This window comes from Chitinophaga varians (genome assembly GCF_012641275.1).
Classification (GTDB): domain Bacteria; phylum Bacteroidota; class Bacteroidia; order Chitinophagales; family Chitinophagaceae; genus Chitinophaga; species Chitinophaga varians_A.
The window spans coordinates 474,550-498,082 of sequence record NZ_JABAIA010000002.1; the positions used below are offsets into that span (position 1 = coordinate 474,550).

General features: G+C 50.8%; 14 protein-coding genes. 13 read left to right on the forward strand and 1 reads right to left on the reverse strand.

Going from position 1 to position 23,533, the window contains the following annotated elements:
- The first annotated feature begins 134 nt into the window (after window positions 1–134).
- The 11 genes from HGH92_RS16585 (at window position 135) to HGH92_RS16635 (ending at window position 17,865) form a co-directional block, all read left to right on the forward strand.
- Window positions 135–692, forward strand: coding sequence for an RNA polymerase sigma factor (locus tag HGH92_RS16585; protein ID WP_168871889.1), 558 nt, complete (start codon window positions 135–137; stop codon window positions 690–692).
- A gap of 87 nt (window positions 693–779) precedes the next feature.
- Window positions 780–1,868, forward strand: coding sequence for a FecR family protein (locus HGH92_RS16590; protein WP_168871890.1), 1,089 nt, complete (start codon window positions 780–782; stop codon window positions 1,866–1,868).
- Window positions 1,869–2,047: 179 nt separating this feature from the next.
- Complete coding sequence (locus HGH92_RS16595; protein ID WP_211092660.1) at window positions 2,048–5,497, forward strand: TonB-dependent receptor; 3,450 nt, start codon at window positions 2,048–2,050, stop codon at window positions 5,495–5,497.
- 12 nt (window positions 5,498–5,509) lie between these two features.
- Window positions 5,510–7,207 (forward strand): RagB/SusD family nutrient uptake outer membrane protein, encoded by a 1,698-nt coding sequence (locus tag HGH92_RS16600; RefSeq protein ID WP_168871891.1) that lies wholly within the window; start codon window positions 5,510–5,512, stop codon window positions 7,205–7,207.
- A gap of 319 nt (window positions 7,208–7,526) precedes the next feature.
- Window positions 7,527–8,126 carry an RNA polymerase sigma factor gene (locus HGH92_RS16605; RefSeq protein ID WP_168871892.1) on the forward strand — a complete coding sequence of 200 codons (600 nt, stop codon included), beginning with the start codon at window positions 7,527–7,529 and terminating at the stop codon, window positions 8,124–8,126.
- 85 nt (window positions 8,127–8,211) lie between these two features.
- Window positions 8,212–9,360 (forward strand): FecR family protein, encoded by a 1,149-nt coding sequence (locus HGH92_RS16610; protein ID WP_168871893.1) that lies wholly within the window; start codon window positions 8,212–8,214, stop codon window positions 9,358–9,360.
- A 100-nt stretch (window positions 9,361–9,460) separates the two neighbouring features.
- The gene (locus HGH92_RS16615) at window positions 9,461–12,925 is read left to right on the forward strand and encodes a SusC/RagA family TonB-linked outer membrane protein (RefSeq protein ID WP_168871894.1); all 3,465 of its coding nucleotides are present in this window, start codon (window positions 9,461–9,463) and stop codon (window positions 12,923–12,925) included.
- Between the two features lie 10 nt (window positions 12,926–12,935).
- Window positions 12,936–14,444, forward strand: a complete 1,509-nt coding sequence (locus HGH92_RS16620; protein WP_168871895.1) for a RagB/SusD family nutrient uptake outer membrane protein — start codon at window positions 12,936–12,938, stop codon at window positions 14,442–14,444.
- A gap of 6 nt (window positions 14,445–14,450) precedes the next feature.
- Complete coding sequence (locus tag HGH92_RS16625; protein ID WP_168871896.1) at window positions 14,451–15,290, forward strand: endonuclease/exonuclease/phosphatase family protein; 840 nt, start codon at window positions 14,451–14,453, stop codon at window positions 15,288–15,290.
- An 8-nt stretch (window positions 15,291–15,298) separates the two neighbouring features.
- Window positions 15,299–17,347, forward strand: a complete 2,049-nt coding sequence (locus HGH92_RS16630; protein WP_168871897.1) for a DUF5689 domain-containing protein — start codon at window positions 15,299–15,301, stop codon at window positions 17,345–17,347.
- A gap of 179 nt (window positions 17,348–17,526) precedes the next feature.
- Window positions 17,527–17,865 (forward strand): TfoX/Sxy family protein, encoded by a 339-nt coding sequence (locus HGH92_RS16635; RefSeq protein WP_168871898.1) that lies wholly within the window; start codon window positions 17,527–17,529, stop codon window positions 17,863–17,865.
- A gap of 1 nt (window position 17,866) precedes the next feature.
- On the opposite strand, the gene HGH92_RS16640 is transcribed toward HGH92_RS16635, so the two are convergent.
- Window positions 17,867–18,328: an Lrp/AsnC family transcriptional regulator gene (locus HGH92_RS16640; protein ID WP_168871899.1), complete on the reverse strand. Its 462-nt coding sequence runs from the start codon at window positions 18,326–18,328 to the stop codon at window positions 17,867–17,869.
- Between the two features lie 113 nt (window positions 18,329–18,441).
- On the opposite strand from HGH92_RS16640, the gene HGH92_RS16645 reads away from it, so the two are divergent.
- On the forward strand, window positions 18,442–19,674 hold the full coding sequence (locus tag HGH92_RS16645) for an aminotransferase class V-fold PLP-dependent enzyme (protein WP_168871900.1): 1,233 nt from the start codon (window positions 18,442–18,444) through the stop codon (window positions 19,672–19,674).
- Window positions 19,675–20,322: 648 nt separating this feature from the next.
- Window positions 20,323–23,523: a SusC/RagA family TonB-linked outer membrane protein gene (locus HGH92_RS16650; RefSeq protein WP_168871901.1), complete on the forward strand. Its 3,201-nt coding sequence runs from the start codon at window positions 20,323–20,325 to the stop codon at window positions 23,521–23,523.
- Window positions 23,524–23,533 lie beyond the last annotated feature (10 nt).

Consider the following 23,533-nt stretch of genomic DNA (forward strand, 5'->3'; position numbering starts at 1 on the left):
TGGTTGTCTCCCTGAAAATAGCTTGTTAATCCAGTATCAGTATCCGCTAAATTTCAGGTATTGTGGATAACCGGACTGGGCTACCTTACCAATACCATCTTTGTTGAGGGAATGCGATTCACAATTATTTGCAGATGCAGGATCTGTTAGAGAAAATATACAGGGACAATGACCAACTAGCCTTTCGCCAGCTGTTTTTGCAGTACAGCGAACGGCTGATTGTTTTTGCTGCATCGTTGCTGCCTTCCCGTGAAGAAGCAGAAGAAGCCGTGTCCGATGTATTTGTGAAGATATGGCAGAACCGCGCCTCGCTGCCTGCGGTGCGTAACCTCAATACCTACCTGTACACTGCTGTCCGTAATACTGCTTACAACTACCGCACCAGCGCCGGCAGGATGCCGGAGATACTGACAGGTGAGCATATCCAGGTGGCTGTTAATGCCATGGCTGCCTCCCCGGAGGATATGCTGATCAGCAAGGAAAACCTGCGGAAGATAGAATCAGCCATCAACCTGTTGCCCGCCCGCTGTAAACTCATCTTCCGCCTTGTAAAGGAAGATGGCCTCAAATACCGTGAGGTGGCGGAAATCCTGGAAGTGTCGATCAACACGGTGAACACCCAGATGGCCATCGCCCTGAAAAAATTGGGTGAGGTGATCGATATCCGTCAGCATTTCGGCTGGATGGAATAAAAAAAAATAAAAAAATTTCTCCCGCGCTTCATAGTATTTCTCCAAAATACTGTCTTATCTGTTACACCACCGTAACATGTCAATTTAATGGAACAACATGAAAGGCTTTGGGAACTGATAGCTAAACGGACGGCAGGCATTTTGTCGGCCGCAGAGGAGATGGAGCTGGAAGTCCTGCTGGAAGCCACCCCTGAGGTGGCCCGGCAACAGGAGCTGTTGGACAAAATATCCCTGCAAAGTACGGGCAAGCCTACACTCGAAAGGAAGGAAATGCTGCTGGACCGCATCATGGGTGACATCGTCGCTGCTGAAAATAAGGAAACACCACCGGTGCCGGAGATGACGGACGACAATATGCAGGTGTCACGCCGCCGCTGGCGGGCGATAGCCGTTGCCGCTTTCCTGGCGTTGCTGCTGGGCGCCGCCACCATGACGTACCTGCGTACCGCCACTTCCCCCGCGGTGGTGTGGAGCACTGTGCAAACACGGCCCGGCTCCAAAACACGCATCACCCTTCCGGACGGCACGCTGGTCATGCTCAACGCCGGCAGCACCTTGTCTTATCCCAGTAATTTCGCCAAATCCGGACGGGAAGTGAAGCTCATCGGGGAAGGTTATTTTGATGTGACCAAAATGGCCAGCTATCCGTTTGTCATCCACACTAATACGGTTGATATAAAAGTATTGGGCACCACTTTCAATGTAAGGGCCTACACAGATGAATCACATACGGAAACAGCCCTCATCAGCGGCGCGGTGGAAGTGACCGTGAAAGATGCAGGCAAACAACATATCACGTTAAGCCCGCGGCAGAAATTACTGGTGGCCAACGTCATCACGGACACTGTGGCGAAACCCGCGCCGGCAGCCCGGACGGACGACCAGAAACCATTGATCGTACTGGAAAGCATTGAAAAGGAACATACCGGTAGCCTGATAGCGGAAACGGCCTGGGTGGAAAACAGATTTGTATACCGTAATGAGCATTTTTCACAACTGATAAAAAGAATGGAAAGATGGTATGGCATTACAATAGAATGTCATGACCAGGCATTGTTACAGACCTCCTTTACCGGTAACGTACAGGGTGAATCGCTGGACCAGCTGCTGGGCATGTTAAAACAGACCAAACAATTCGATTATAACGTCACCGCAGGAAAAGTCATTATTCATTAATCAAAGTCTAAATCGCTAGTTATGAAAGTACTGTCAGGCTTTACCTGATAACCACCTGTAACATCTTTATTAAAAAAAACGGGAAATGCGCGCACATTCCCCGTTGTCAAGCATGAGGAGACCTTTTACGTTCGAAGGTTTCAGGGACTCCTATTGTATCAACTCAACAAATCCAAGGTATGAAAAAATTTACTAAGTCGGGGCCTCCCACCGTATGGGCAAGGGTCCAGCAGATGTTATTGATTATGAAGTTCACCACGTTGTTGCTGCTACTGGTAGCGCAGGCTTCGGCCAGTGTTTATTCCCAGAAAAAGATCAGTATCCGGGCAGAGGCCACGCTCCTGGATAAAATGCTGATCATGCTGGAGAAAAAATCCAATTATCGTTTTTTCTTTAATAATGATGAGTTGAAAGATGTGCCCCCCGTATCTGTTGATATGAGCGGCGTAACGGTGACTGAAGCGCTGGACCGCCTGCTGTTGCCCCGTAACCTGCACTATAAAGTGCTGGACAATAACGTTGTGGTGGTCACCCGCGCCGGCAACGAAATCCGCGACAAACATATCAAAGGAAAGGTGGTCAATGCGAAAGGCGAGCCCCTGCCAGGCGTAACGGTAAAAGTCTCCGGTGCCAACGCCGGCGCTGTTACCAACGCTAATGGCGAATACGAACTGAATGCGCCGGACAATGCGACCCTGGTGTTTTCCTTTATCGGCCACATCCAGCAGACGGCTACCCTGGATGGACGTACCACTGTTAACATCACTTTGCAGGAAGATACCCAGGGCCTCAACGAAGTCGTGGTAGTAGGTTATGGCACCCAGAAAAAAGGTGACCTCACCGGCGCCGTAGCCACGCTGGATGGCAAAAAACTTGAAAGCCGCCCGCTGGTAAACCTGGCGCAGGGCCTGCAAGGCATGGTGCCCAACTTAAATGTGAACCTGAACAACGGCGCTCCGGGCAAAGGCGCCACCTTCAACGTACGCGGTAATACATCTATCAACGGCGGTGGCCCGCTGGTGCTGGTAGACGGTGTACAGATGGACCCTAACCTCATCAATCCTGCCGACGTGGCTAACGTCACCGTGCTGAAAGATGCGGCTTCCGCTGCCATCTATGGCGTAAGAGGCGCATACGGCGTTATCCTCATCACTACCAAAAAGCCGGGTAAAGATGCGCCGCTGCGGTTGAACTATTCCACTTCCTATACCATTACCCGCCCCACCCGCATGCCGAAATACCTCAATTCAGTGGATTATATCCGTATGCACCGTGAAGCCGATCGCACCGGTCAGCTCTCCGGCGGCAACGCTGCCTCCGAACCCTTTACCACAGAAGATTCTGTTCGTGCTGCGGCATACTTTAAAGATCCTGCCAACAACCTGCCGGTATATGTGGACCCTGCCAATCCCTCCAAATACCGCTACGTAGGCAATACCGACTGGATAAAAGAACTTTACCCGGGATGGGCGCCCATGATGGACCATAACGTGTCTATCTCCGGCGGCCAGGGCAAAACCGGCTACGTGGCCTCCCTCGGCTATTTCGATCAGAAAGGCCTGCTGAAAGTGGCCAACGAAGATTTTAAAAGATACAATGCGAGCCTGAAACTCAATACAGAAGCAACGTCCTGGCTGGAGCTGAATATGAAAATGATGCTCAACCGAACAGAGAGCAACAAACCCACTCCTGCCAGTCACGGCGGCCTTTCATCCGGCTGGATCTCCGGCGACCTGCGCCCCATCATGCCTGTTTACCACCCCGACGGCCACTTCTCCGGACAGGGCTCCTTTACCAACATCGTAGCCCTCGCCACTCTCAACGGCCGCACCAAAGAAACCGCCAATGACCTGTGGCTCACCGGCGGATTTGTACTGAAACCACTCAAAAACCTGCGTATCGTGGGCGACTATACGTGGAACAGTTATGGCCTCAACAACCAGCAACATTATAAAGAGTACCAGGAGTACGGCGCCAACGGCATACTGCTGGGCACTTTCCCCTGGAGTAAACCCAGCAGCGTAAAAGAAAGCAATAACAACGACTACTATACAGCGTTGAATGCCTATGCGGAATACTCCCGCCAGTTTGGCCAGCATTTCCTGAAAGCCATGGTGGGCTACAACCAGGAAAAGAAGCAGGTGAAAGGGTTTAACGTGAAAGTGAAAAACCTGATCGATCAGACCATGCCAGCCATCAACCTCAACAACGACAACAGTCCGCTGGCCGATGGCCGCCAGTACAGCTGGGCGCTGGCCGGCTCTTTCTTCCGGTTGAATTATGACTATGCCAACAAGTACCTGTTGGAAGTGAACGGTCGCTATGACGGTACTTCCCGTTTCCCTGCCAGCAACCGCTATGTGTTCCTGCCGTCCGTATCTGCCGGCTGGCGCGTATCTGAAGAAGGCTTCTTTAAACCGCTGCTGGACGTTGTCAACGATCTGAAACTGCGCGCTTCCTACGGTACGTTGGGCAACCAGGCGCTGAACCCCGACCAGAACGCCAACACAGACATCTATCCCTATATTCCTACCATGCCAAGTGGTAAAGTGGATTATATTTTCGATGACCAGAAAGGTGTATACGTAGGCGTGCCCGGTCTGGTAAGCCAGAATTTTACCTGGGAAAAAGTAAGCACGCGCAACTTCGGCCTGGACGTGACCCTGCTGAAAAACCGTCTCAGCGCCACTTTCGACTGGTATATCCGCGATACCAAAGACATGCTGCTGAATGGTTATCCGTTGCCCGGTATCCTCGGTACTTCCGCTCCTAAAGTAAATACCGGCGAAATGCGTACCAAAGGCTGGGAACTGGGTGTTAACTGGAGAGATAAGATCAACGATGACCTTTCCTATGAAGTAAACCTGGCACTGTCTGATTATTCCGCTACCATCACCCGCTACGACCTCAATCCTACCAAAACACTTGGCAGTGGTACCTACTACGTAGGCCAGAAACTGGACGAGATATGGGGATATGTGACAGACGGATTTTTCCAGTCGGACGCGGAAGCTGCCGGTGCCGACCAGTCCAACCTCTGGAACGGCAAATGGCTGGCCGGCGATATCAAATTCAAAGACCTGAACGGCGACAAAAAAATCACCAGTGGCCAGAACACCGCTGTTGATCCGGGTGACCGCAAAGTGATTGGCAATAAAACACCCCGTTACCAGTTTGGCGTGAATCTCTCCGTACAGTATAAAAACTTCGATTTTAATATGCTCATACAGGGCGTAGGCAAACGCGACGTGATGCTGGACGGCAACACCTTCTGGGGCTTCAAGAGCGAATGGGACGTACCTATGGTATATCAGCTGGATTACTGGACCCCCGATCATCCTGACGCTTACTACCCACGCCAGCGCTTCGGTGGTGGCGGTAACTTCCAGGCACAAACGAAATACCTGCAGAACGCTGCTTATGCCCGTATGAAAAACCTGTCGGTTGGCTACACGTTGCCGGCTTCCGCCATGCGGGCCATGCGGATGCAGAAACTGCGTGTGTACGTGTCTGCGCAGAACCTGTTTGAAGTGACCAAACTGCACAAAGCATACGATCCGGAAATATTTGACGCGAAAGACTATCCGCTCAACAGGGCCATCTCTTTCGGTTTGCAACTGGGCTTATAATCAATCCAAAACATGATGATGATGAAAAAAAGAAATATCATATATGCGTTAACGTTATCAGTCATGGCATTGACCGGCTGCAAGCGTGATTCTTTCCTCGACCTGAACCCCGACGATGCTTTCAGTGATCCGACTTTCTTTAAGAACGAGTCTGACCTGAAGTTGTACTGCAACGGTTTTTACAGCACATTGCCGGTGATGGACAACAACTCGGACAATAACTCCGATGACATGGTGCCGCGCAGCAAAGACGCGTTTTTGTCGGGCCAGTACATAGTGCCCATCGTAAAAGACGATGACAAAGGTGAGTGGAGCTGGAAAAACGAGCGAAGCGCCAACTACTTCCTGGCGCGTTATCAGCGTGCCGCCGTAGGTGACGATGTGAAAAACAAATATGCCGCCGAAGCCCGTTTCTTCCGTGCATTGTATTTCTGGCAGAAAGTAAAACGTTATGGCGATGTGCCCTGGTTTTCCAAAGACCTGAATGAAAACTCTCCGGAGCTGGACCTGCCGCGTACACCGCACAAACAGGTGATGGACTCTGTGCTGGCAGACCTGAACTTTGCTGTAGCCAACCTGCCTGCGCCGGGCAGTGCGGAAAAGGGCCGTCTGCATAAATTTGCCGCCGCCGCCTTGAAAGCGCGTATCTGCCTGTGGGAAGGTAGCTACCGCAAATATCACAGCCTCGGTGATGATCAGCCGATGATGCGTGAAGCTGCTAATGCTGCGCAGCTGGTGATGACCAGTGGTTTGTACGATCTGTATACCACCGGGCATCCCGCCACCGATTATTATAACCTGTTTATACAGGAAGAACTGTTGGGCAACAAGGAAGCGATCATGCCCAAACGTTTTATCAAGGATGTGTTCATGCACAATCTTACCCGCCAGCTGGGAGAAGGTAATACGGGTTTCAGCAAAAGTTTTGTGCGCTCTTTCCTGTGTACTGATGGCCTGCCCACTGCGCTCAGCCCTTTGTATAAGGGAGATGATTCCATCCAGGCGGAGATCACCAACCGGGATCCCCGTTTCGGGCAGCTGATTGCCACCCCGGGTTTTGTATTTCAGGTAGATGCCAGCGGCAACAAGGATATTATCACTCTGCCGCGTATAGGCACCAGCGTTACAAGCACCGGCTACCAGCGCGTGAAAGGCCGTTCTTCCAGCCTGGAGCAGTGGAACGCCAACCAATCCACGCTGGACCTGTTTATTTTCCGTTATGCAGAAGTGTTGCTGGTATACGCAGAAGCCAAAGCAGAACTGAACGAATGTGACCAGGCCGTGATCGATCAGACGATCAGCAAACTGCGTGCGAGGGTAGGCATGCCCGCCATGCAGATCGCTGCACTGATAAAAGACCCGAAATCCGATTTCCCTGCATTGCCTGTGCTGCTGGATGAAATACGCCGGGAGAGGAGAGTAGAGCTGGGCGCAGAAGGTTTCCGTTTTGACGACCTGTTGCGCTGGAATGCCGGCAAGCTTATCGAGAACCCTGAATCTATTCTGGGCATGAAACTGCGACCTGAGGTGAAAGCGCAGTACCCCAACCAGGGCCAGGTTAAAGATATCGTGCTGGACGCCAACGGTTATATCCGGGTATATCCTGATATCACCGCCAGGGTGTGGAACGATAAAATGTACCTGTATCCTATCCCGACACAGGAGCTGACGTTGAATCCGAAGCTGTTGCCACAGAATAAAGGCTGGTAATAATTACGAATTACGAATTACGAATTACGAATTACGAATTTGGGGCATGTATGAACAGATAATTTGTTCGTACATGCCCCAAATGATTTTTAAGGTCGCCTGGTTGCTTTTGTTTATCCGGTTGTGTATTTTAAAGTTTTTAAAAATCTTGTTTTATATTTTGAGCGTTCCGTTGGTGATATTGAATGAAGGAAAACCTCAATTCGTAATTTGTAATTGGGTTTAAATGTTATTTAATTATGAAATCCAGTCGCAGCGGGCATTAGGAGAAAGTGATAAAAGCACCGCCATATTATATTTGTGACCAAAATCTATCTGGATGACCGCCCACGAGCTACATACTGAGAACAACCTGTTCCGGGCGATTGCCAACGGAGATGAAAAAGCATTCGAGACGCTTTTTCATCGGTACCGTAATAAAGTATACACTATTGCCTGGAAGATCACCGGCTCCGAAGCGGTGGCGGAGGAGATAGTGCTGGACGTATTTCTGAAGGTATGGTTAAAACGGGAACAATTGCCGGAGCTGGAATACTTTACCGCCTGGCTGTTTACGATTACCCGTAACCGTGTGTTCAAGACGCTGAAACAGCTGGCGCAGCAGGCTACCAGCCACGCTATTTCCGACCAGGAAGAGTGGTTGTTGCCACCGGTGGCTTCGTCCAGCGAGCCGTTGCTGGAAAAAGAATACCGTCAGATTTTACATGATGCTGTGTCCCGTTTGTCGCCGCAGCAACAGAAAGTTTACCAGCTGATCAAAGAGCACGGCATGAAGCGGGAAGAGGCGGCCAGAGCGCTGAACCTTTCACCCGAGACCGTGAAACGCCATCTGGCAGAGGCGATGCACTTTATCCGTACCTACTGTAGTTATCATCTGGGCACCTACGCCACCTTGCTTATTATTAAGGAATTGTTATGAAGCAGATTTTTTCTGTTTTCCACTGACCCATTTTTCTTTTTGAGGGATTTCTTTTGATATACCCGGCACAAAACCGGTCCGCAGGATGTCCCGATTTGAATTTTTATTCCGCAAATCGCTGGAGAAAACCAGCACAGAAGCCGAGCAGCAGGAGCTGATGCAGCTGATTGCCCGGTCGCAGCACGACGAAACGCTGATGCAGTTGCTGGACGAGGTGATCGCCGCTTCCGGCGACGAGAAGGCCATGCCTGCGCATCGCGCACAGGAGGTATTGGCCATCATCCTGCAGGCCGGTACAAAGCCCCGCACTGCCCGCCGTACGGTACGTATGCGCTGGTGGGCTGCCGCCGCATCGCTGCTGTTGCTGGCAGGCGCCGCGTGGTACCTGCTTCGCCGCCCTGTTGCGCATACGCCTGACACCGTTCCGGTACTGGCCCTGCAGGACATACGTCCTACTGCGCAAAGCGCCGTTCTCACACTGGACGATGGCAGCCAGGTAATACTGGACAGCCTGCATCAGGGCAGCATCCGTAATGCAGCCGGCGCCGTGATCCATCTGGGGCAACATACATTGGCTTACAGTAATAATAAAGATGCCGGTCAGGCTTACAATACGCTGTCTACTCCCCGTGGAAAACTCTTCCACCTTATCCTGCCCGATGGCACTGAAGTATGGCTTAATGCCGCGAGTTCATTGCGTTACCCTGTCAGCTTCCATGCTGCGGAACGGGTGGTGGAACTGAACGGCGAAGCCTATTTTGAGGTGAAACAGGCTGCTACAAGGCCTTTCCGGGTAAAGACCATACAGGAGAGCGAGATCAGGGTATTAGGGACCGGGTTTAACGTCAACGCCTATACTAATGAACCGGCCGTTACCACTACATTGTTACATGGCCGGGTACAGGTGCTGGCGGCACAACGGCAAATGTTGCTGAAGCCTGGCCAGCAGGCCACTGTGGCCGGCGGCGATATCAAAGCGCAGGCTGCTGACACCAGCCAGGTGACAGCCTGGAAAGAAGGCATGTTCCAGTTCGATAACGCCGGTATTCAGCAGGTGATGAACCAACTGGAACGGTGGTACGATATCACTGTCATCTATGAGAACGGTGTTCCGGATATCCGCTTCGGCGGTAAGATGGAGCGAGAACTGGACCTGCGCAGCGTATTGAGAATACTGGAAATATCTAACGTACATTATCGTCTGGAGGGAAGAAAACTAATCGTCACACAATAACGAAGCGAAGAAGATTGTCATACCAGCCATTCCTGCGCCCCGGGAGCGCAGCAGGGCGCCGTATGCCTGTAATGAACCTTTAAATTCTGAAATCACCATAATGATGTCCAAACAGCTTTACACACCAAGACCTACTATTCCGCCAGGCCCTATGCCCCGGCAGAACAATAGCCGGCAGGCCCGCAGCCGCACGCTGTGGCCATGTATGCTGCTATTGTCTGCTATCCTGTGCCTCCAGGTACAGGCGCGTACCCTGGGCCAGTCCATCACCCTCTCGGGTAAAAATCTCTCTTTTAAAGAGATCTTTCAGGCACTGGAAAAACAAACCGGCTACGTCGTTTTTTACAACACGGCCATGTTGAGCAGAACAAAACCAGTGACCATCACCGTGAAAAATATGAACATCACGGAGTTCCTGCACGCTGTCATGGCTGATCAGCCGATAGATTTCGAGATCAGCGCCAAAACCATTACCATCAAGGAAAAGACCAAAACTCCGCCGGAAACTGCACCGGAACCACCAGGCAACGTGCCCGCCAAAGATCCGCCAGTAAAAGGGAAAGTGCTGGACAACGAAGGGAATCCCCTTCCCGGCGCTACAGTGGCTGTTGCCGGGAGTACTCATGGCGTGCAGACCAACGAGAAGGGAGAGTTTACCATAACAGCCGCAAAAAGCGCATCGCTGCTTATCACTTACATCGGATTTGAAAGGAGAGTAGTGGTACTTGCCCATGAACAACAGCCGCTGAACATACAACTGACGCCAGCCAAAAAAGATATCAACGAGGTGGTCGTGATCGGCTATGGCGCTGTTGCTAAAAAAGACCTCACCGGCGCAGTATCTACCGTACGCCCCGCAGATATAGAAGGCCTTCCCGTTACCCGCGTGGACCAGATGTTACAGGGGCGTATCGCCGGGGCGGAAATCGTTTCTGCCGATGGTGAACCAGGCTCCGGCACCTCCGTTCGTATACGCGGCACCCGTTCTATTACCGCCAGTAACGAACCGCTTTACATCGTAGACGGACTGATGGACGGCATCACCAGCCTCAATGAACTGAACCCTTCTGATATAGCTTCCATCAATGTGCTGAAAGATGCGTCTTCCACCGCGATCTACGGTTCGCGCGGAAGCAACGGCGTCATCATCATCACCACCAAATCGGGCGCCAACAGGGCAGGAAAAACAAATTTCACTTTCCGCTCCGATCTCGGCAGCTCTGTACTGCCCCGCTACCTGGACCTGATGAACGCCACAGAGTTCGCGCAACTGCAAAACGACCGTTTTTATTTCGCCAATGCTGCCAACCCTACAAAGCCGCTGGAAGAATATCCTTACCCCAATCCGTTGTCATTGGGAGAAGGTACTAACTGGACCAAAGAAATCACCCGCGTAGCGCCTTACCAGAACTATACCTTGTCGGCCAACGGCGGTGACAAAGCCACGCAGTATTATTTCTCCGCCAATTACAACGACAACCAGGGCATCATTAAAAACAGCGGCCTGAAACGTTACCAGGTGCGGCTTAACCTCGACAGGACCATCAGCCGCTATGTGAAAGCAGGCGTGCGTTTTAACTATTCGCAGATCGCCCGCAAACTCAATAACGCCGACGTAGGTACGAGCACGTTATGGTACAGGTCCACCATCTTTTTGTCGCCTACCATGCCGGCATACAAGCCGGACGGCAGTTTCAACGATTGGAACACCCAGTGGTACAGCGGTACCCTGTTCGATTCACCGTTGGCCAATGTGGAGCTTAAACAAAACGATGCATTGGAAAAAAGCCTGAGCTCTATGGGATATATTGAAATCACCCCGATAAAAAATATCCTGATCAGGTCTACCGTATCGTATACAGATTATAGCAAGAATGACAACCAGTTCATTCCGTCCACCATGCCGTCCCGCGCCAATGCCAATACCGGTGCATACGCCTATAAGCGCAGCTATTTCGACAACAATATCCTGAATGAGAATACCATTACCTATAAAAACACCTGGAACCGTGTACACAACTTCGATGCGATGTACGGCTTCACTGTCCAGAAGAAAAAATTCAATAACATGTCCGCCAGCGGAAATGGTTATTTTATTGATGATATCGGCACCAACGACCTGGGTGCCTTACCTTCCAAAGAAACGATCAACATCGGTTCCTCGTTGGAAAACCTGGGCCGTATGTCGCACCTGGCGCGTATCAACTACAACTACCGCAACAAATATTATGTGACAGCTACCGGTCGTGCAGACGGCGCTTCCAACTTTTCACAAGACCACAAATGGGCTTATTTTCCTTCTGCCGCGGTGAAATGGAATATCGCCAACGAGCCGTTTATGCGCCGTTTCAGGGATATCAGCGAACTGTCTGTTCGCCTTAGTGCGGGTACATCCGGCAACGACGCTATTTCCAGGTACCAGTCGCTTTCCCGTCTTAATTCCACATCATCCGGATATCTGTTCGGCGGTACACAGCCGGTGGCTTACTATCCGGCACGTATTGAGAACGAAGGCCTCACCTGGGAGAAGACTACATCCTACAACGCCGGGCTGGATTTATCTTTCCTCAACAAAAGGGTAGACATCTCCCTGGAAGTATATAAAAGCAATACCTCCGATCTGCTGCTGACCGTCCAGCTGCCTACGCACACCGGCTTTGGTTCAAGGCTGGCCAATATCGGGAAGACTTCCAACAAAGGCATAGAACTGACGGTGAACACGGAAAACATCCGCCGGAAAAATTTCTCGTGGTCCACCACTTTCACCATCGCGCGCAACAAGCAGCTGGTGGAAGATATCGGCGGCCTGGACAGGGTATCTGTATATGACAATCCCTATGGCGCACAGTACATGATGTACGGCTATGTGAAAGGACAGCCGCTGAATGCCTTGTGGGGCATGGAATACGCCGGTGTATGGAAAAGCCAGGCGGAGATAGACCAGGACAAAAAAGATAAAAAATATGCATCGGCCGCAGTAAGTTATTATTCACCTGGCCGTCAGCGTTACATCGATCAGAACCATGATGGCGTCCTCGATAACAACGATATGGTGTATCTCGGAAATGCTGACCCTGACTTCTATGGCGGTATTCAGAACACGGTGAGATTTAAAAAGCTGATGATCTCTTTTTATTTCAACTACAGCGTAGGCGGACAGATTTACAATCCAACAGAACTGTTTATGGGCACCGGTACCTACCTAAGCAACCAATACCGTTATATGGTAAATGCCTGGCATCCTGTGCGGAATCCCAATTCCGACTATCCGCGGGCTGATTCAAAAGACGACATTCCCAACGACCGGTTTGTGCATTCCGCCACTTTCCTGCGGTTTAAAAACTTCTCTGTCGCCTATCCTTTTGACCTGAGCAAGATCACCCGTAAGCGGCTGCAGTCCATCTCCCTGTCGCTGGGCGGTAACAACCTGGTACTGTGGAAACACTATAACGGCTATGATCCGGAGGTGTCCACACAGAGCGGCGGTTCTACCATGCGCCGCATGGACAACGGCGCTTATCCCTCCAGCCGTACGATCACTTTCGGTGCTGAACTAAAATTTTAAAGTATTGGGTATGAAAAGAAAACTGAATTATATCGTTGCCTTGCTGTTGCTGGCCGGAGCCACAGGGTTTACCGGTTGTAAGAAGTTGCTGGAAGAAGAGCCCAGCAGTTTTGTCAGCCCCGGTGATTTTTTCAAAAACGAAAATCAATGTATCGCTGCGCTGAACGGTTGTTATATGCCGCTCAACAGCATCTATATCTCCGATCTGATCATTCCGCTGGAAGGTTCTACAGACCTGGCTTTCCTCAATTCCTCGCAACTGGATGCCAAGTTTGAAATATCTCCCGCCAATCCCGGTATGGGAGATAACGTCTGGACTGCCTGTTACAACGGCGTGATGTATTGCAACGCCGCTATTGATGGTATTGAGAAAGCCACGATCCCGGCCGACAGGAAGCCGCCGCTGAAAGCTGAAGGAGTAGTGCTGCGGGCCCTGTACTATTACATCCTTACCAGCACGTTCAATGATGTGCCTTATTATACGCAGAATGTCAACAGTCTGACTGCCCTCAATGAGGTAATGAAGCTGGGACGAATGAGCGCCACAGAAACGAGGGACAAACTGATCAAAGAGCTACAGGAATATGCACCGAAGCTGCCGCAGGCACGTACTTCCGAAGTGCCGCAGAACCGGGTGTCTGCCGCTATGGCGTATATGCTTATCGGTAAGATGGCCTTGTGGAACAAACAGTACCAGGTATGTGCGGATGCCATGGAAGCCATCCGGAAGGTATACGGACAGCTGGCGCAATACCCGTTACAGGATACATGGTTCCGCAATAAAAACACGCCGGAATCCATTTTTGAAGTGCAATATACCTGGTCGGCCACCGGACTGAAAAAGACCACCAACGTGGCCGCCTTCTTTACGCCCACCAAGGCTTCCGGTACCAGCACCTACGACGGCGTGAACATCCCCGAGTTAGGCACCAAAGCGAATCCTTTTAACTCCGTGACACCTACTGAATATTTCATGAAGCTATACGATTACGCCGATCCGCGCAGGGAGATGATATTGGCCTACAGCTACAATGGCGCTTATTTCAAGCGTCCTATGCAGAACAACGGTACCGGCAAAGCCTGGATGGGGCCTAAGTTCTGGTGCCCTGCCATGGACAACATCGCAGATGGCAATAACCAGAAAGTATTCCGTTATGCCGACGCCCTGCTGATGCTGGCCGAAGCAGCCAACGAAACCGGCGATGCCGGCCTCGCACTGCAATGCCTGAACGAAGTAAAAGGCCGCGCCTATGATGCACTGAAGCTTCCGGCTTATCCTGGAAAAACGGAGTTTTTCGAGGAAGTGAAAAAAGAACGGGCCCGAGAACTGATGGGCGAATACGGCCGCAAATGGGACCTGGTAAGGTGGGGCGTTTTTTATAAAGCAGTCAGCGAAACAGCCGGCGCAGAGTATGAAGTCATCAAAAACAACCTGCGGCCTTATCACGAATATTATCCGATACCGGACAAGGAAGTATTGCGTTCCGGTGGTATTCTAACTAATCCAGCTTATAAATAATTTATCATGAACCGTTTTTTAGTATCGCTGTTTTTATGCCTGTATATAGCCGGCGCGCAGGCGCAGGCGCCCTTTCGAGTATTGAGCTATAATATCCTGGAAGGCATGGTCACTGACACCACCAAAGGAAAAGAAGTGTTTGTACAATGGGTGAAACAATTCAACCCGGATATCGTTGCGCTGCAGGAGTGCAACAAGTTTACCCAAAAAACACTGGAGGAACTGGCCGCTACCTGGGGTCATCCTTATGCCGTGATCGTAAAGGAAAATGGTTATCCTACCGGTCTTACTTCGCGGTACCCGATCACCAATATCCGCAAAGTGAATGAAAACATGACCCATGGCTTTATCATGGCGAATGTGCTGGACTATAATATCGTGGTATTGCACCTTAATCCGCATAAGTTCCGCAAGCGCCGCGAAGAGATCGCCAATATCCTCGCCAATGTGGAACAAACGAAAGAAAAGCGTGGCTGGATACTCATGGGGGATTTTAATTCCAATACCGCACAGGACATGGCCCGGCTGGACACCAACCGGATCAAGCTGGCGCATCTCAATGCAGTGAAAAAAAATCCCAATATCGAAAACCTGGACAACGGCAGTATCGATTTTGAAGTACAACAACGTATGCTGGACGCCGGGTTTATAGACGCACTGTTTGAACAGGACAGGCTGGAACGTGCCACCGGAGGCAAGGATATCATCCGCAGTACGTCCCGTATCGATTACATCTATCTCAGTAAAGACCTGGCGAAGAAACTAAAGACCTGTCACTTTATCTATGATGATTTCACTGCAAAGTACTCCGACCACAAACCGGTGTACATGGAGCTGAAAAAATAAATGTTGTCATGAAAAGAAATTTATTCAACTGTTATACACTCCTGGCAGCAGCTTTCCTGGTGGCCGTTGCAGCCTGCCGTAAAAGCGAAGACTATCGTTTCAGCACGCCGCTGGCGATCGACGCCCGCATTATCCGGTTGGGCGCTGCTGCCGATACTACCCGCTTTATTGTGTACGCTGACGGCGACTGGAAACTGGAACTGACAGACGAAGCGCCGTGGCTGCAACTGCAAACCACCAGCGGGCATGGCAAAAGCGACGCGCTGGTGCAAGTCACCGACAACAGCGGCCAGCTGCCACGCGCTGCCAAACTGGTAGTAAAAGGGGGTGGTAAATCAGATACCATCGTGCTGCAGCAAAAGGGGCTTACGCCGGCGCTGGCCATCACCGATGAAACGGCACAGGCCATCGCCAATGGCGGCACCTACAAATCCGGTATCAATACCAATGTACCGCTGGAACGGATGGCCATCAGCTACGGTTACGACGCTACGGGAGCTGTCAACTGGGTGTCCGGTCTTCAGGTAAAAGACGGTTATCTGTTCTTTAAAGTAGATACAAACCAGCTGCCTGTGGCGCGCACGGTAATGCTCCGCCTCAGTTACCTCGATGCATTAGGCACCACCACCCAAGACAGCATGCTGATCAAACAACAGCCGGGCATGAGCTACGAAGGCGCTGTGCAGAAGGATTTCGCCTATGTAAAACAGTCCCTGGCCAATGGTGTGGTCAACGAAAATATTTTTGTGGAAGGCGTGGTGATCAGCGATAAAGGGCATCCTAATATCGCGCAGAACCTTAATAAATCTACCGACAAACACAGTCTTGATAAAACCGAAAACAGTATAGCCGTTTACGTGCAAAGCCCGGACGGCAGCAACGGTCTTTACTTCAAGACTAAAACGCCCGGTGATAATATCTTCAACTTCAACGACCGGGTGAAGATATGGTTGAAGGGCGCGACGGTACAGCAATTACAAAACCCTTCCCGGACCATCATCTCCGGCATTGATGTAATACACATCATGAAAAAAGATGTGGGCACCGGCATGCTTCAACCTAAAGAAAAATATATCTCCGCTTTAACAGATAATGATCTTTATACTTATGTGAAGCTGAAAGATGTGGAAATCTCTGTTCCCAGTGGCGCATTCACAAATATCAACGAAGGGTACGTAGCGCGTATGGACTGTTACCCCACCCATATCCGTGACATACAAGGCAGCAGCCTGAACATGCTGACCAACCTCGATGTGCTGTACCGCCGTGATGGTAAACGGGTACCGCAAGGCTCCGGTTCCATCACCGGCGTACTGGTACACGAAGAGTATGACCGCTACGGCGGAGATATCGGCCGGTACTCCATCCGCCACCTGAAGCGGGAAGATATTGCGCTCAACGAAGACCGCAGCAACGGTTTCTCCAATGTGCTCGTGGAATGGAGCCGGTTTAAAACAGAATATGCCGCTACGCCTACTGAGTCGCAGAACCCGTTGACCCCGGATTTGGGCAACGGCCGTATCTACCAGAGTGGCAAAAAATACCTCGATTTCACTACTAACGGTATCACCCCTACGACAGATTACAACGGTCTGCTGCAGGAACCTACTACCAACAAAGGCGCTGTGAGCAATGGCGGCTGGGGTTGCAAAGGCTGGTGGAACGCTACTGCCAATACCGGCGAGTCCTGGATCATCGAGGTATCCACGACGGGTATCAGTTCCCCGGTGTCGTTACAGGTGGAAGGCAACAGCGATATTGGCGGCCCACGTAATTTTGTCGCCGAATGGTCGGTGGATAATACCACCTGGAACAGCCTGGGCAACTTCACCTTCCAGGACGTGGCCAATTGGTCTAACACTTTGCTGACGCAGGTGGCGGGGCAGAAGGTGTTAAATTTCCAGTTGCCGCAGGCGGCATCGGGGCAAGATAAGTTGTATATCCGGCTGCGGGTGGCAAATAAAAATGCCGGTACCACGAATGCTGCTACCGGCGGGACGATAGCGGCTACCGCGACATGCAGGCTGTCGCATGTGTCGGTGAAGTATAATAAGTAGGAATATACATCAAAACATAAAGGCCCGCCTCTTTAAGGTGGGCCTTTATGTTTTGATGTATATTAGAGAGGTCGCTGGCTGCATACACTTTAATTTTCTCCAGGTGGCTGAAAGCAAATAAAGAAAAGCATGGATGAGGCTTGTCCGGCCATCCTCCGAACTTTTCTTACCTTCGCGCCATGAACGAAGAACAACTGATCTCCTGGGTGAGAAAATGTATGCAGCCTATTGGTCCTATCAGTACGCGGCCAATTATGCAGGGACAGGCTATTTATCTGGAAGGTGTTCTCTTCGCTTATGTGGCGGGAGAGCGGCTTTGGTTCCGGACGGATGATGAAAGCGACCTCGTATGGGACGCTGCCGGCAGCGAGTGGCTGCGCGGCGCTAAGAAAGACGGAACGCCTACGTACGAACCTTATCGCAGCGCACCGGAATCGGCCTATACGGACGAGAAGGAGATGCGTAAGTGGGCCAAGCAGGGCATGGCTGCCGGAAGACGCGGCAAGACAAAGCTGTAAGCTAAAGAGGAAGATTGTAGCTCACCTTCACTTTGTCCATCACTACGTGGGTATAAAAATGTTTGAGGTTTTGGTTGTCCATGAGATGTTTTTTGGAGAACGCCTCAAAATGCGCCATATCCCGCGTATGCACGATGAGCACAAAATCATATGTACCCGTAACATAATAGCACTGCGCCACCTCGGCGCAGTTTTTCATGGCGGCCTTGAATTTATCTATTGACTTGGAGCTGCCTTCATGTAATACCACGTCCACTACACAGGTAATGCCTACGCCCGCCGCCAGGGGGGAAACGATGGCCACATCCGCTTCAATGACTTTTTCGTTCCGCAGTCTGGTCAGCCGCCGCTGTACGGCGCTCTGGCTGAGGTTGACTTCCTCCGCCAGCTGCTCTGTGGTCAGCCGGTTGTTTTGTTGCAACAGCCGGAGCAATGCTTTATCATAATCATCCAGTTGAAACATAATTTACCCGTTTATAGGAGGAAAATAGGCAAAATATGCCGGTTATGTGCAGATAATGCAGAAATTAGTCGGAATCGCGCTGGTATTTTTGCATAGAGAAAAACAATAATACCATGACCATACATACCCCGGCAGATACCGTATTTTCAACAGCAGAAATACGCCGGTTCAGAGACGAGACTACCGGCACCCGGCAGGTAGTACACCTCAATAACGCGGGGTCAGGCCTGATGCCCGATGTGGTGACACAGGCACAACTGGACCATCTCACACTGGAATCCCGCATCGGCGGCTATGAGGCTTCTGCTTTACAGGCAGAGGTAATAAAAGGCTTTTACCAGCAATGTGCGTTGCTGCTGAACTGCCGGCCGTCCAATATCGCGTTTACAGCCAGTGCAACGGACGCTTATACCAGGGCCTTGTCGGCCGTGCCTTTTGAAAAAGATGATGTAATACTGACAGACCGCGATGACTTCGTGTCCAACCAGATCCAGTTCCTTTCCTTGCAGAAAAGGATAGGCGTCAGGATTGTGCATATTAACAATGCCGCCATCGGCGGGGTAGACCTGGACGACCTGCAGGAAAAGCTGCATCATTACAAACCACGGCTGCTGGCCATTACACATATTCCTACCAACTCCGGACTGGTACAGCCGGTTGAAGACATCGCCGCTATCTACGAAGGGTATTCAAAAACACATCCCGGTAAAACCTGGTATATACTGGATGCCTGCCAGAGCGCCGGACAAATGAAGCTGGATGTGAAAGCGCTGCAATGTGATTTTCTGAGCATGACCTGCCGTAAGTTCCTGAGAGGCCCCCGTGGCACCGGGGCGCTCTTTATCAGCGACAGGGCCTTGCAGGCCGGCCTGGAACCGATGTTCATCGACATGCGGGGCGCAGAGTGGACCAGCAAAGACACCTATCAGCAACAGCCCGATGCCAAACGGTTCGAGGACTGGGAATTTGCCTATTCCACCGTGATAGGCACCAAGGCGGCGATTGAATATTGTTTGCATATCGGAGAAGAACGCATCTGGCAACAGGTACGGCTGATGGCTGCCATCACGAGGGAGAAGCTGGCAGCACTTGATAAGGTAAGGGTATTGGACCGCGGGCCGGAAAGAGGCGGACTGGTGACTTTTCATGTAGATGGTAATGATCCGGTGCATATCGTGCAGGAGCTGCTACAAAGAAAGATCAATGTGGTGCCCAGCTACCGTGCCTTTGGACTGCTTGACTTCGACGAAAAAGGAGTGAAATGGGCCGTGAGGGCATCACCGCATTACTATAACACCGTAGATGAAATAGACTTTTTCATTGCGTCGTTAAAAGAGATTATATAAATAACAGACGGTGTCTTCACTAAAGAAGGCACCGTTCTTTTTTATTAAGCGTACGTTTTACCCTCGCAGCGAAAAAAGTATGCGTCTTTGTTAAAATCAAATGAACAACCTATACTATTTTTCTCCATATTTGTTATAAGATTCAACCGAAATTTAATGACCTTGAGCGAACAGGAAACAGACAACCGTGACTCCCGAAGCGTGCTGTAAAATCAACACAGAACTGTATTTCCACTAACTGAACTAAAGCTGATCCTTGTACTGACGAGCGTTATGAAATCCTGAAGACGACCACGTACCCACAGTTTTTTTGCTGACAAATGATGACTGACTAAAGACGTTTTTTTGACTATTTTTAATGCAAACGATTGCATCTCAAATAGTTAACTGCTGCTAATCTGATCGGGAAGATAGCAGTAGTCGTGCTTTTCCCGGGTATTTTAATGCAAACGATTGCAATTTTCTTTTCTGCTAACTATTTATCAACCATAAAACCAGTACGCATGTACGAAAATTTACCAGTACCACAATAAAAATAATACAACACTGACATCAACCAAAGCAGTTTAATTACCAGCGGGAGCTATCGCAGTGCCCTGCCTGAGAGACCTATGCCCACGGCTAATGGTCTGCCTAAATAAATTTCACATGAAAAACAGATTTCTCTTTCTCCTATGTTGCATAGGGGTGTTGTTGCTGGTAATCCTGCCGGGAAAAACACCTGCACAGCAGAAGACAACAACCGGCACCGTCACGGAAAAAAGCCTTAAAAAAGAAGTGCGCGGACTGGTAACGGATACCGCCGGCTCTCCCATGCCAGGCGTCACCGTACTCGTAAAAAACAGTCCCAACATCGGTACCACCACCGATATGAACGGCCGGTACATCCTCGCGGTACCGGAGAATACTACCGTGATCGTATATACGATGGTAGGCTATACGCCACAGGAAATACCACTTACCAGCCGCGGCGTCATCAACGTACAACTGAAACCTTCTTCCAGCCAGTTGAACGAAACGGTAGTTGTAGCCTATGGTAAACAGAAAAAAGCATCTGTCATCGGCTCTATCACCACCATCAATCCGGGGGAACTGAAAGTACCTTCCAGCAATCTCACCACGGCACTGGCAGGCCGCCTCGCCGGCGTAATCGCCTACCAGCGCAGCGGAGAGCCAGGCATGGACAACGCGGAATTCTTTATCCGCGGCGCCACTACCTTCGGCTACAAAAAAAGCCCGCTCATCCTCATCGATGGCATCGAATATGACGTGACAGAACTGGCCCGCCTCACCACAGACGATATCGCCAGCTTCTCCATCATGAAAGACGCCACGGCCAACGCGCTATACGGCGCCCGCGGCGCTAATGGCGTTATCCTCGTCACCACAAAAGAAGGCAAGGAAGGCAAAGCCAGATTCAACCTCCGCCTGGAAAACTCCATCTCTGCACCCACCCGCGACGTGGAACTGGCAGACCCCATCACCTACATGGAGCTGAACAACGAAGCAGTGCTCACCCGCAACCCGCTGGCACCGGTAACCTATCCGCAGAGCAAAATAGACAACACCAAAGCAGGTACCAATAAAGATGTATTTCCTACTACCAACTGGAAAGAGATGCTCTTTAAAAAACAAACGGTCAACAAACGCGCTAACTTCAACCTCGGCGGCGGCGGACAAATAGCCACCTACTTTGTGTCCGGCGGCTATACGAAAGATAACGGCATCCTCAACGTGGACGGCCGCAACAACTTCAACAACAACATCGACCTTACCACCTATACGCTGCGCTCCAACGTCAATATCCGCGTCACCAAGTCCACCAGCGCCATGGTACGCCTCCATGGCACCTTCGATGAATATAAAGGCCCGATAGACGGCGGCGAAAAACTCTATCAGAAAATGCTCTGGTCCAACCAGGTGCTATTCCCGGCTTATTACCCCGCAGACGATGCCCACCAGTTTGTTTCCCACCCGCTCTTCGGCAACTTCAACAACGGCGAATACCTGAACCCTTACGCCGACATGGTGAAAGGATATAAACAATACTCCCGTTCCCTCATGCTGGCACAGTTTGAAGTAAAACAAGACCTGTCCTCTTTCATCACCAAAGGCCTGTCTGTCCGCGCTATGATGAACACCAACCGGCAGGCTTACTTCGACGTGTCGCGCCAGTATACCCCTTTCTGGTATGCGGCCAACAACTACGATAAGCTCAACAACACCTACGTATTGCGGGATATCAACCCGGACCAGGGCACGGATTACCTGAACTATGTGCCCGGTAAAAGGACCGTGGCTTCTACCTTCTATCTGGAGTCCGCAGTGGATTATAACCGTACTTTCGATAAACACGGACTGGCAGGCATGCTCATCTTCATTGCACGCAATAACCTCCAGACGATCGATGATATTTCCAATCCTTCTGTGAACCTGTTACAGAAATCGCTGCCTTCCCGCAACCTGGGCTTGTCCGGCCGTGCCACCTATTCCTACGATAATCGTTTCTTCGGTGAATTCAATTTCGGTTACAACGGTTCCGAACGTTTCTATAAAACAGAACGCTACGGTTTCTTCCCCTCCGCAGGCGCGGCCTGGTTCGTTTCCAACGAAAAATTCTTTAAACCGCTGGAGAGGGTGGTCAATAAGCTGAAGATCAGGGCCAACTATGGCCTCGTAGGCAACGACGCCATTGGTAACGAAGATGACCGCTTCTTCTACCTCTCCAATGTGAACATGAACGACAGCAAGAAAGGCGCTACTTTCGGCGTGAATGGCGGCTACAACCGTTCCGGTATCTCCATTGGCCGTTACGATAACCAGGCCATCACCTGGGAAACCGCCAGGAATTCCACTTTCGGACTGGAGATAAGCCTCTTTAATAAGCTGGACATCATCGCGGAATATTTTACCGAACAACGTTACAATATCCTGATGGACCGCGCTTCCACGCCCAAGACCATGGGGCTGCAGGCTACGCCTAAAGCCAATGTGGGCAAAGCACAGTCCAATGCTTTTGACTTTACGGCAGATTTTAATACCAACATCGGCAAAGAGTTTTTCCTGACCATGCGCGGCAACTTCACCTTCGCGCGCAATAAATTCCAGGCCTACGAAGAGCCACGCTACGATGAATGGTACCGTTACCACGTCGGCTACCCGATCTCTCAACGCTGGGGATATATCGCGGAGCGTCTCTTTATCGATGATGAGGAAGTAAGAAGCTCTCCCCAGCAGGCTTTTGGCAACTTCAAAACCATGGGAGGCGATATCAAATTCCGTGACGTAAACGGCGACGGCCAGATCACGCCCAGCGATATGGTGCCTATCGGTTATCCTACCACACCGGAAATTATCTATGGCTTCGGCTTCAGCGCCAAATACAAAGGCGTGGATTTCTCCGCTTTCTTCCAGGGTTCCGCCCGTTCTTCCTTCTGGATCGATGTAAATGCCACCTCACCTTTTATCGATGTGGACGACAACGGTGCCGTGACCTCCGAAACACAGCTGCTGAAGGCCTATGCAGACAGCCACTGGTCAGAAGAGAACCGTAACCTGTACGCGCTCTGGCCCCGCCTCAGCCCTGTGCTCAATACCAACAGTACCCAGAGCAGCACCTGGTTCATGCGTAACGGCGCCTTCCTGCGCCTCAAACAGGTGGAGCTGGGCTACACCGTGCCGCAGCGTCTTATCCAGCGTATTCACATGTCTAATCTGCGTATATACGCCAATGCTACCAACCTGGTCACCTTCTCCAAATTCAAACTGTGGGATATCGAAATGGGTGGTAAAGGCCTCGGTTACCCGATTCAGCGGGTAGTCAATTTCGGGTTGATGGTCGGCTTCTGATAACTTATAA

Excerpts from the sequence above, each read along its gene's own strand:
- HGH92_RS16590 (WP_168871890.1), top strand. The coding sequence starts at position 780 with ATGGAACAACATGAAAGGCTTTGGGAACTGATAGCTAAACGGACGGCA.
- HGH92_RS16640 (WP_168871899.1), bottom strand. The coding sequence starts at position 18,328 with ATGTTTCAACTGGATGATTATGATAAAGCATTGCTCCGGCTGTTGCAA.
- HGH92_RS16625 (WP_168871896.1), top strand. The coding sequence starts at position 14,451 with ATGAACCGTTTTTTAGTATCGCTGTTTTTATGCCTGTATATAGCCGGC.
- HGH92_RS16610 (WP_168871893.1), top strand. The coding sequence starts at position 8,212 with ATGTCCCGATTTGAATTTTTATTCCGCAAATCGCTGGAGAAAACCAGC.
- HGH92_RS16595 (WP_211092660.1), top strand. The coding sequence starts at position 2,048 with ATGAAAAAATTTACTAAGTCGGGGCCTCCCACCGTATGGGCAAGGGTC.
- HGH92_RS16585 (WP_168871889.1), top strand. The coding sequence starts at position 135 with ATGCAGGATCTGTTAGAGAAAATATACAGGGACAATGACCAACTAGCC.
- HGH92_RS16605 (WP_168871892.1), top strand. The coding sequence starts at position 7,527 with ATGACCGCCCACGAGCTACATACTGAGAACAACCTGTTCCGGGCGATT.
- HGH92_RS16635 (WP_168871898.1), top strand. The coding sequence starts at position 17,527 with ATGAACGAAGAACAACTGATCTCCTGGGTGAGAAAATGTATGCAGCCT.
- HGH92_RS16600 (WP_168871891.1), top strand. The coding sequence starts at position 5,510 with ATGATGATGATGAAAAAAAGAAATATCATATATGCGTTAACGTTATCA.
- HGH92_RS16630 (WP_168871897.1), top strand. The coding sequence starts at position 15,299 with ATGAAAAGAAATTTATTCAACTGTTATACACTCCTGGCAGCAGCTTTC.
- HGH92_RS16645 (WP_168871900.1), top strand. The coding sequence starts at position 18,442 with ATGACCATACATACCCCGGCAGATACCGTATTTTCAACAGCAGAAATA.
- HGH92_RS16650 (WP_168871901.1), top strand. The coding sequence starts at position 20,323 with ATGAAAAACAGATTTCTCTTTCTCCTATGTTGCATAGGGGTGTTGTTG.
- HGH92_RS16620 (WP_168871895.1), top strand. The coding sequence starts at position 12,936 with ATGAAAAGAAAACTGAATTATATCGTTGCCTTGCTGTTGCTGGCCGGA.
- HGH92_RS16615 (WP_168871894.1), top strand. The coding sequence starts at position 9,461 with ATGATGTCCAAACAGCTTTACACACCAAGACCTACTATTCCGCCAGGC.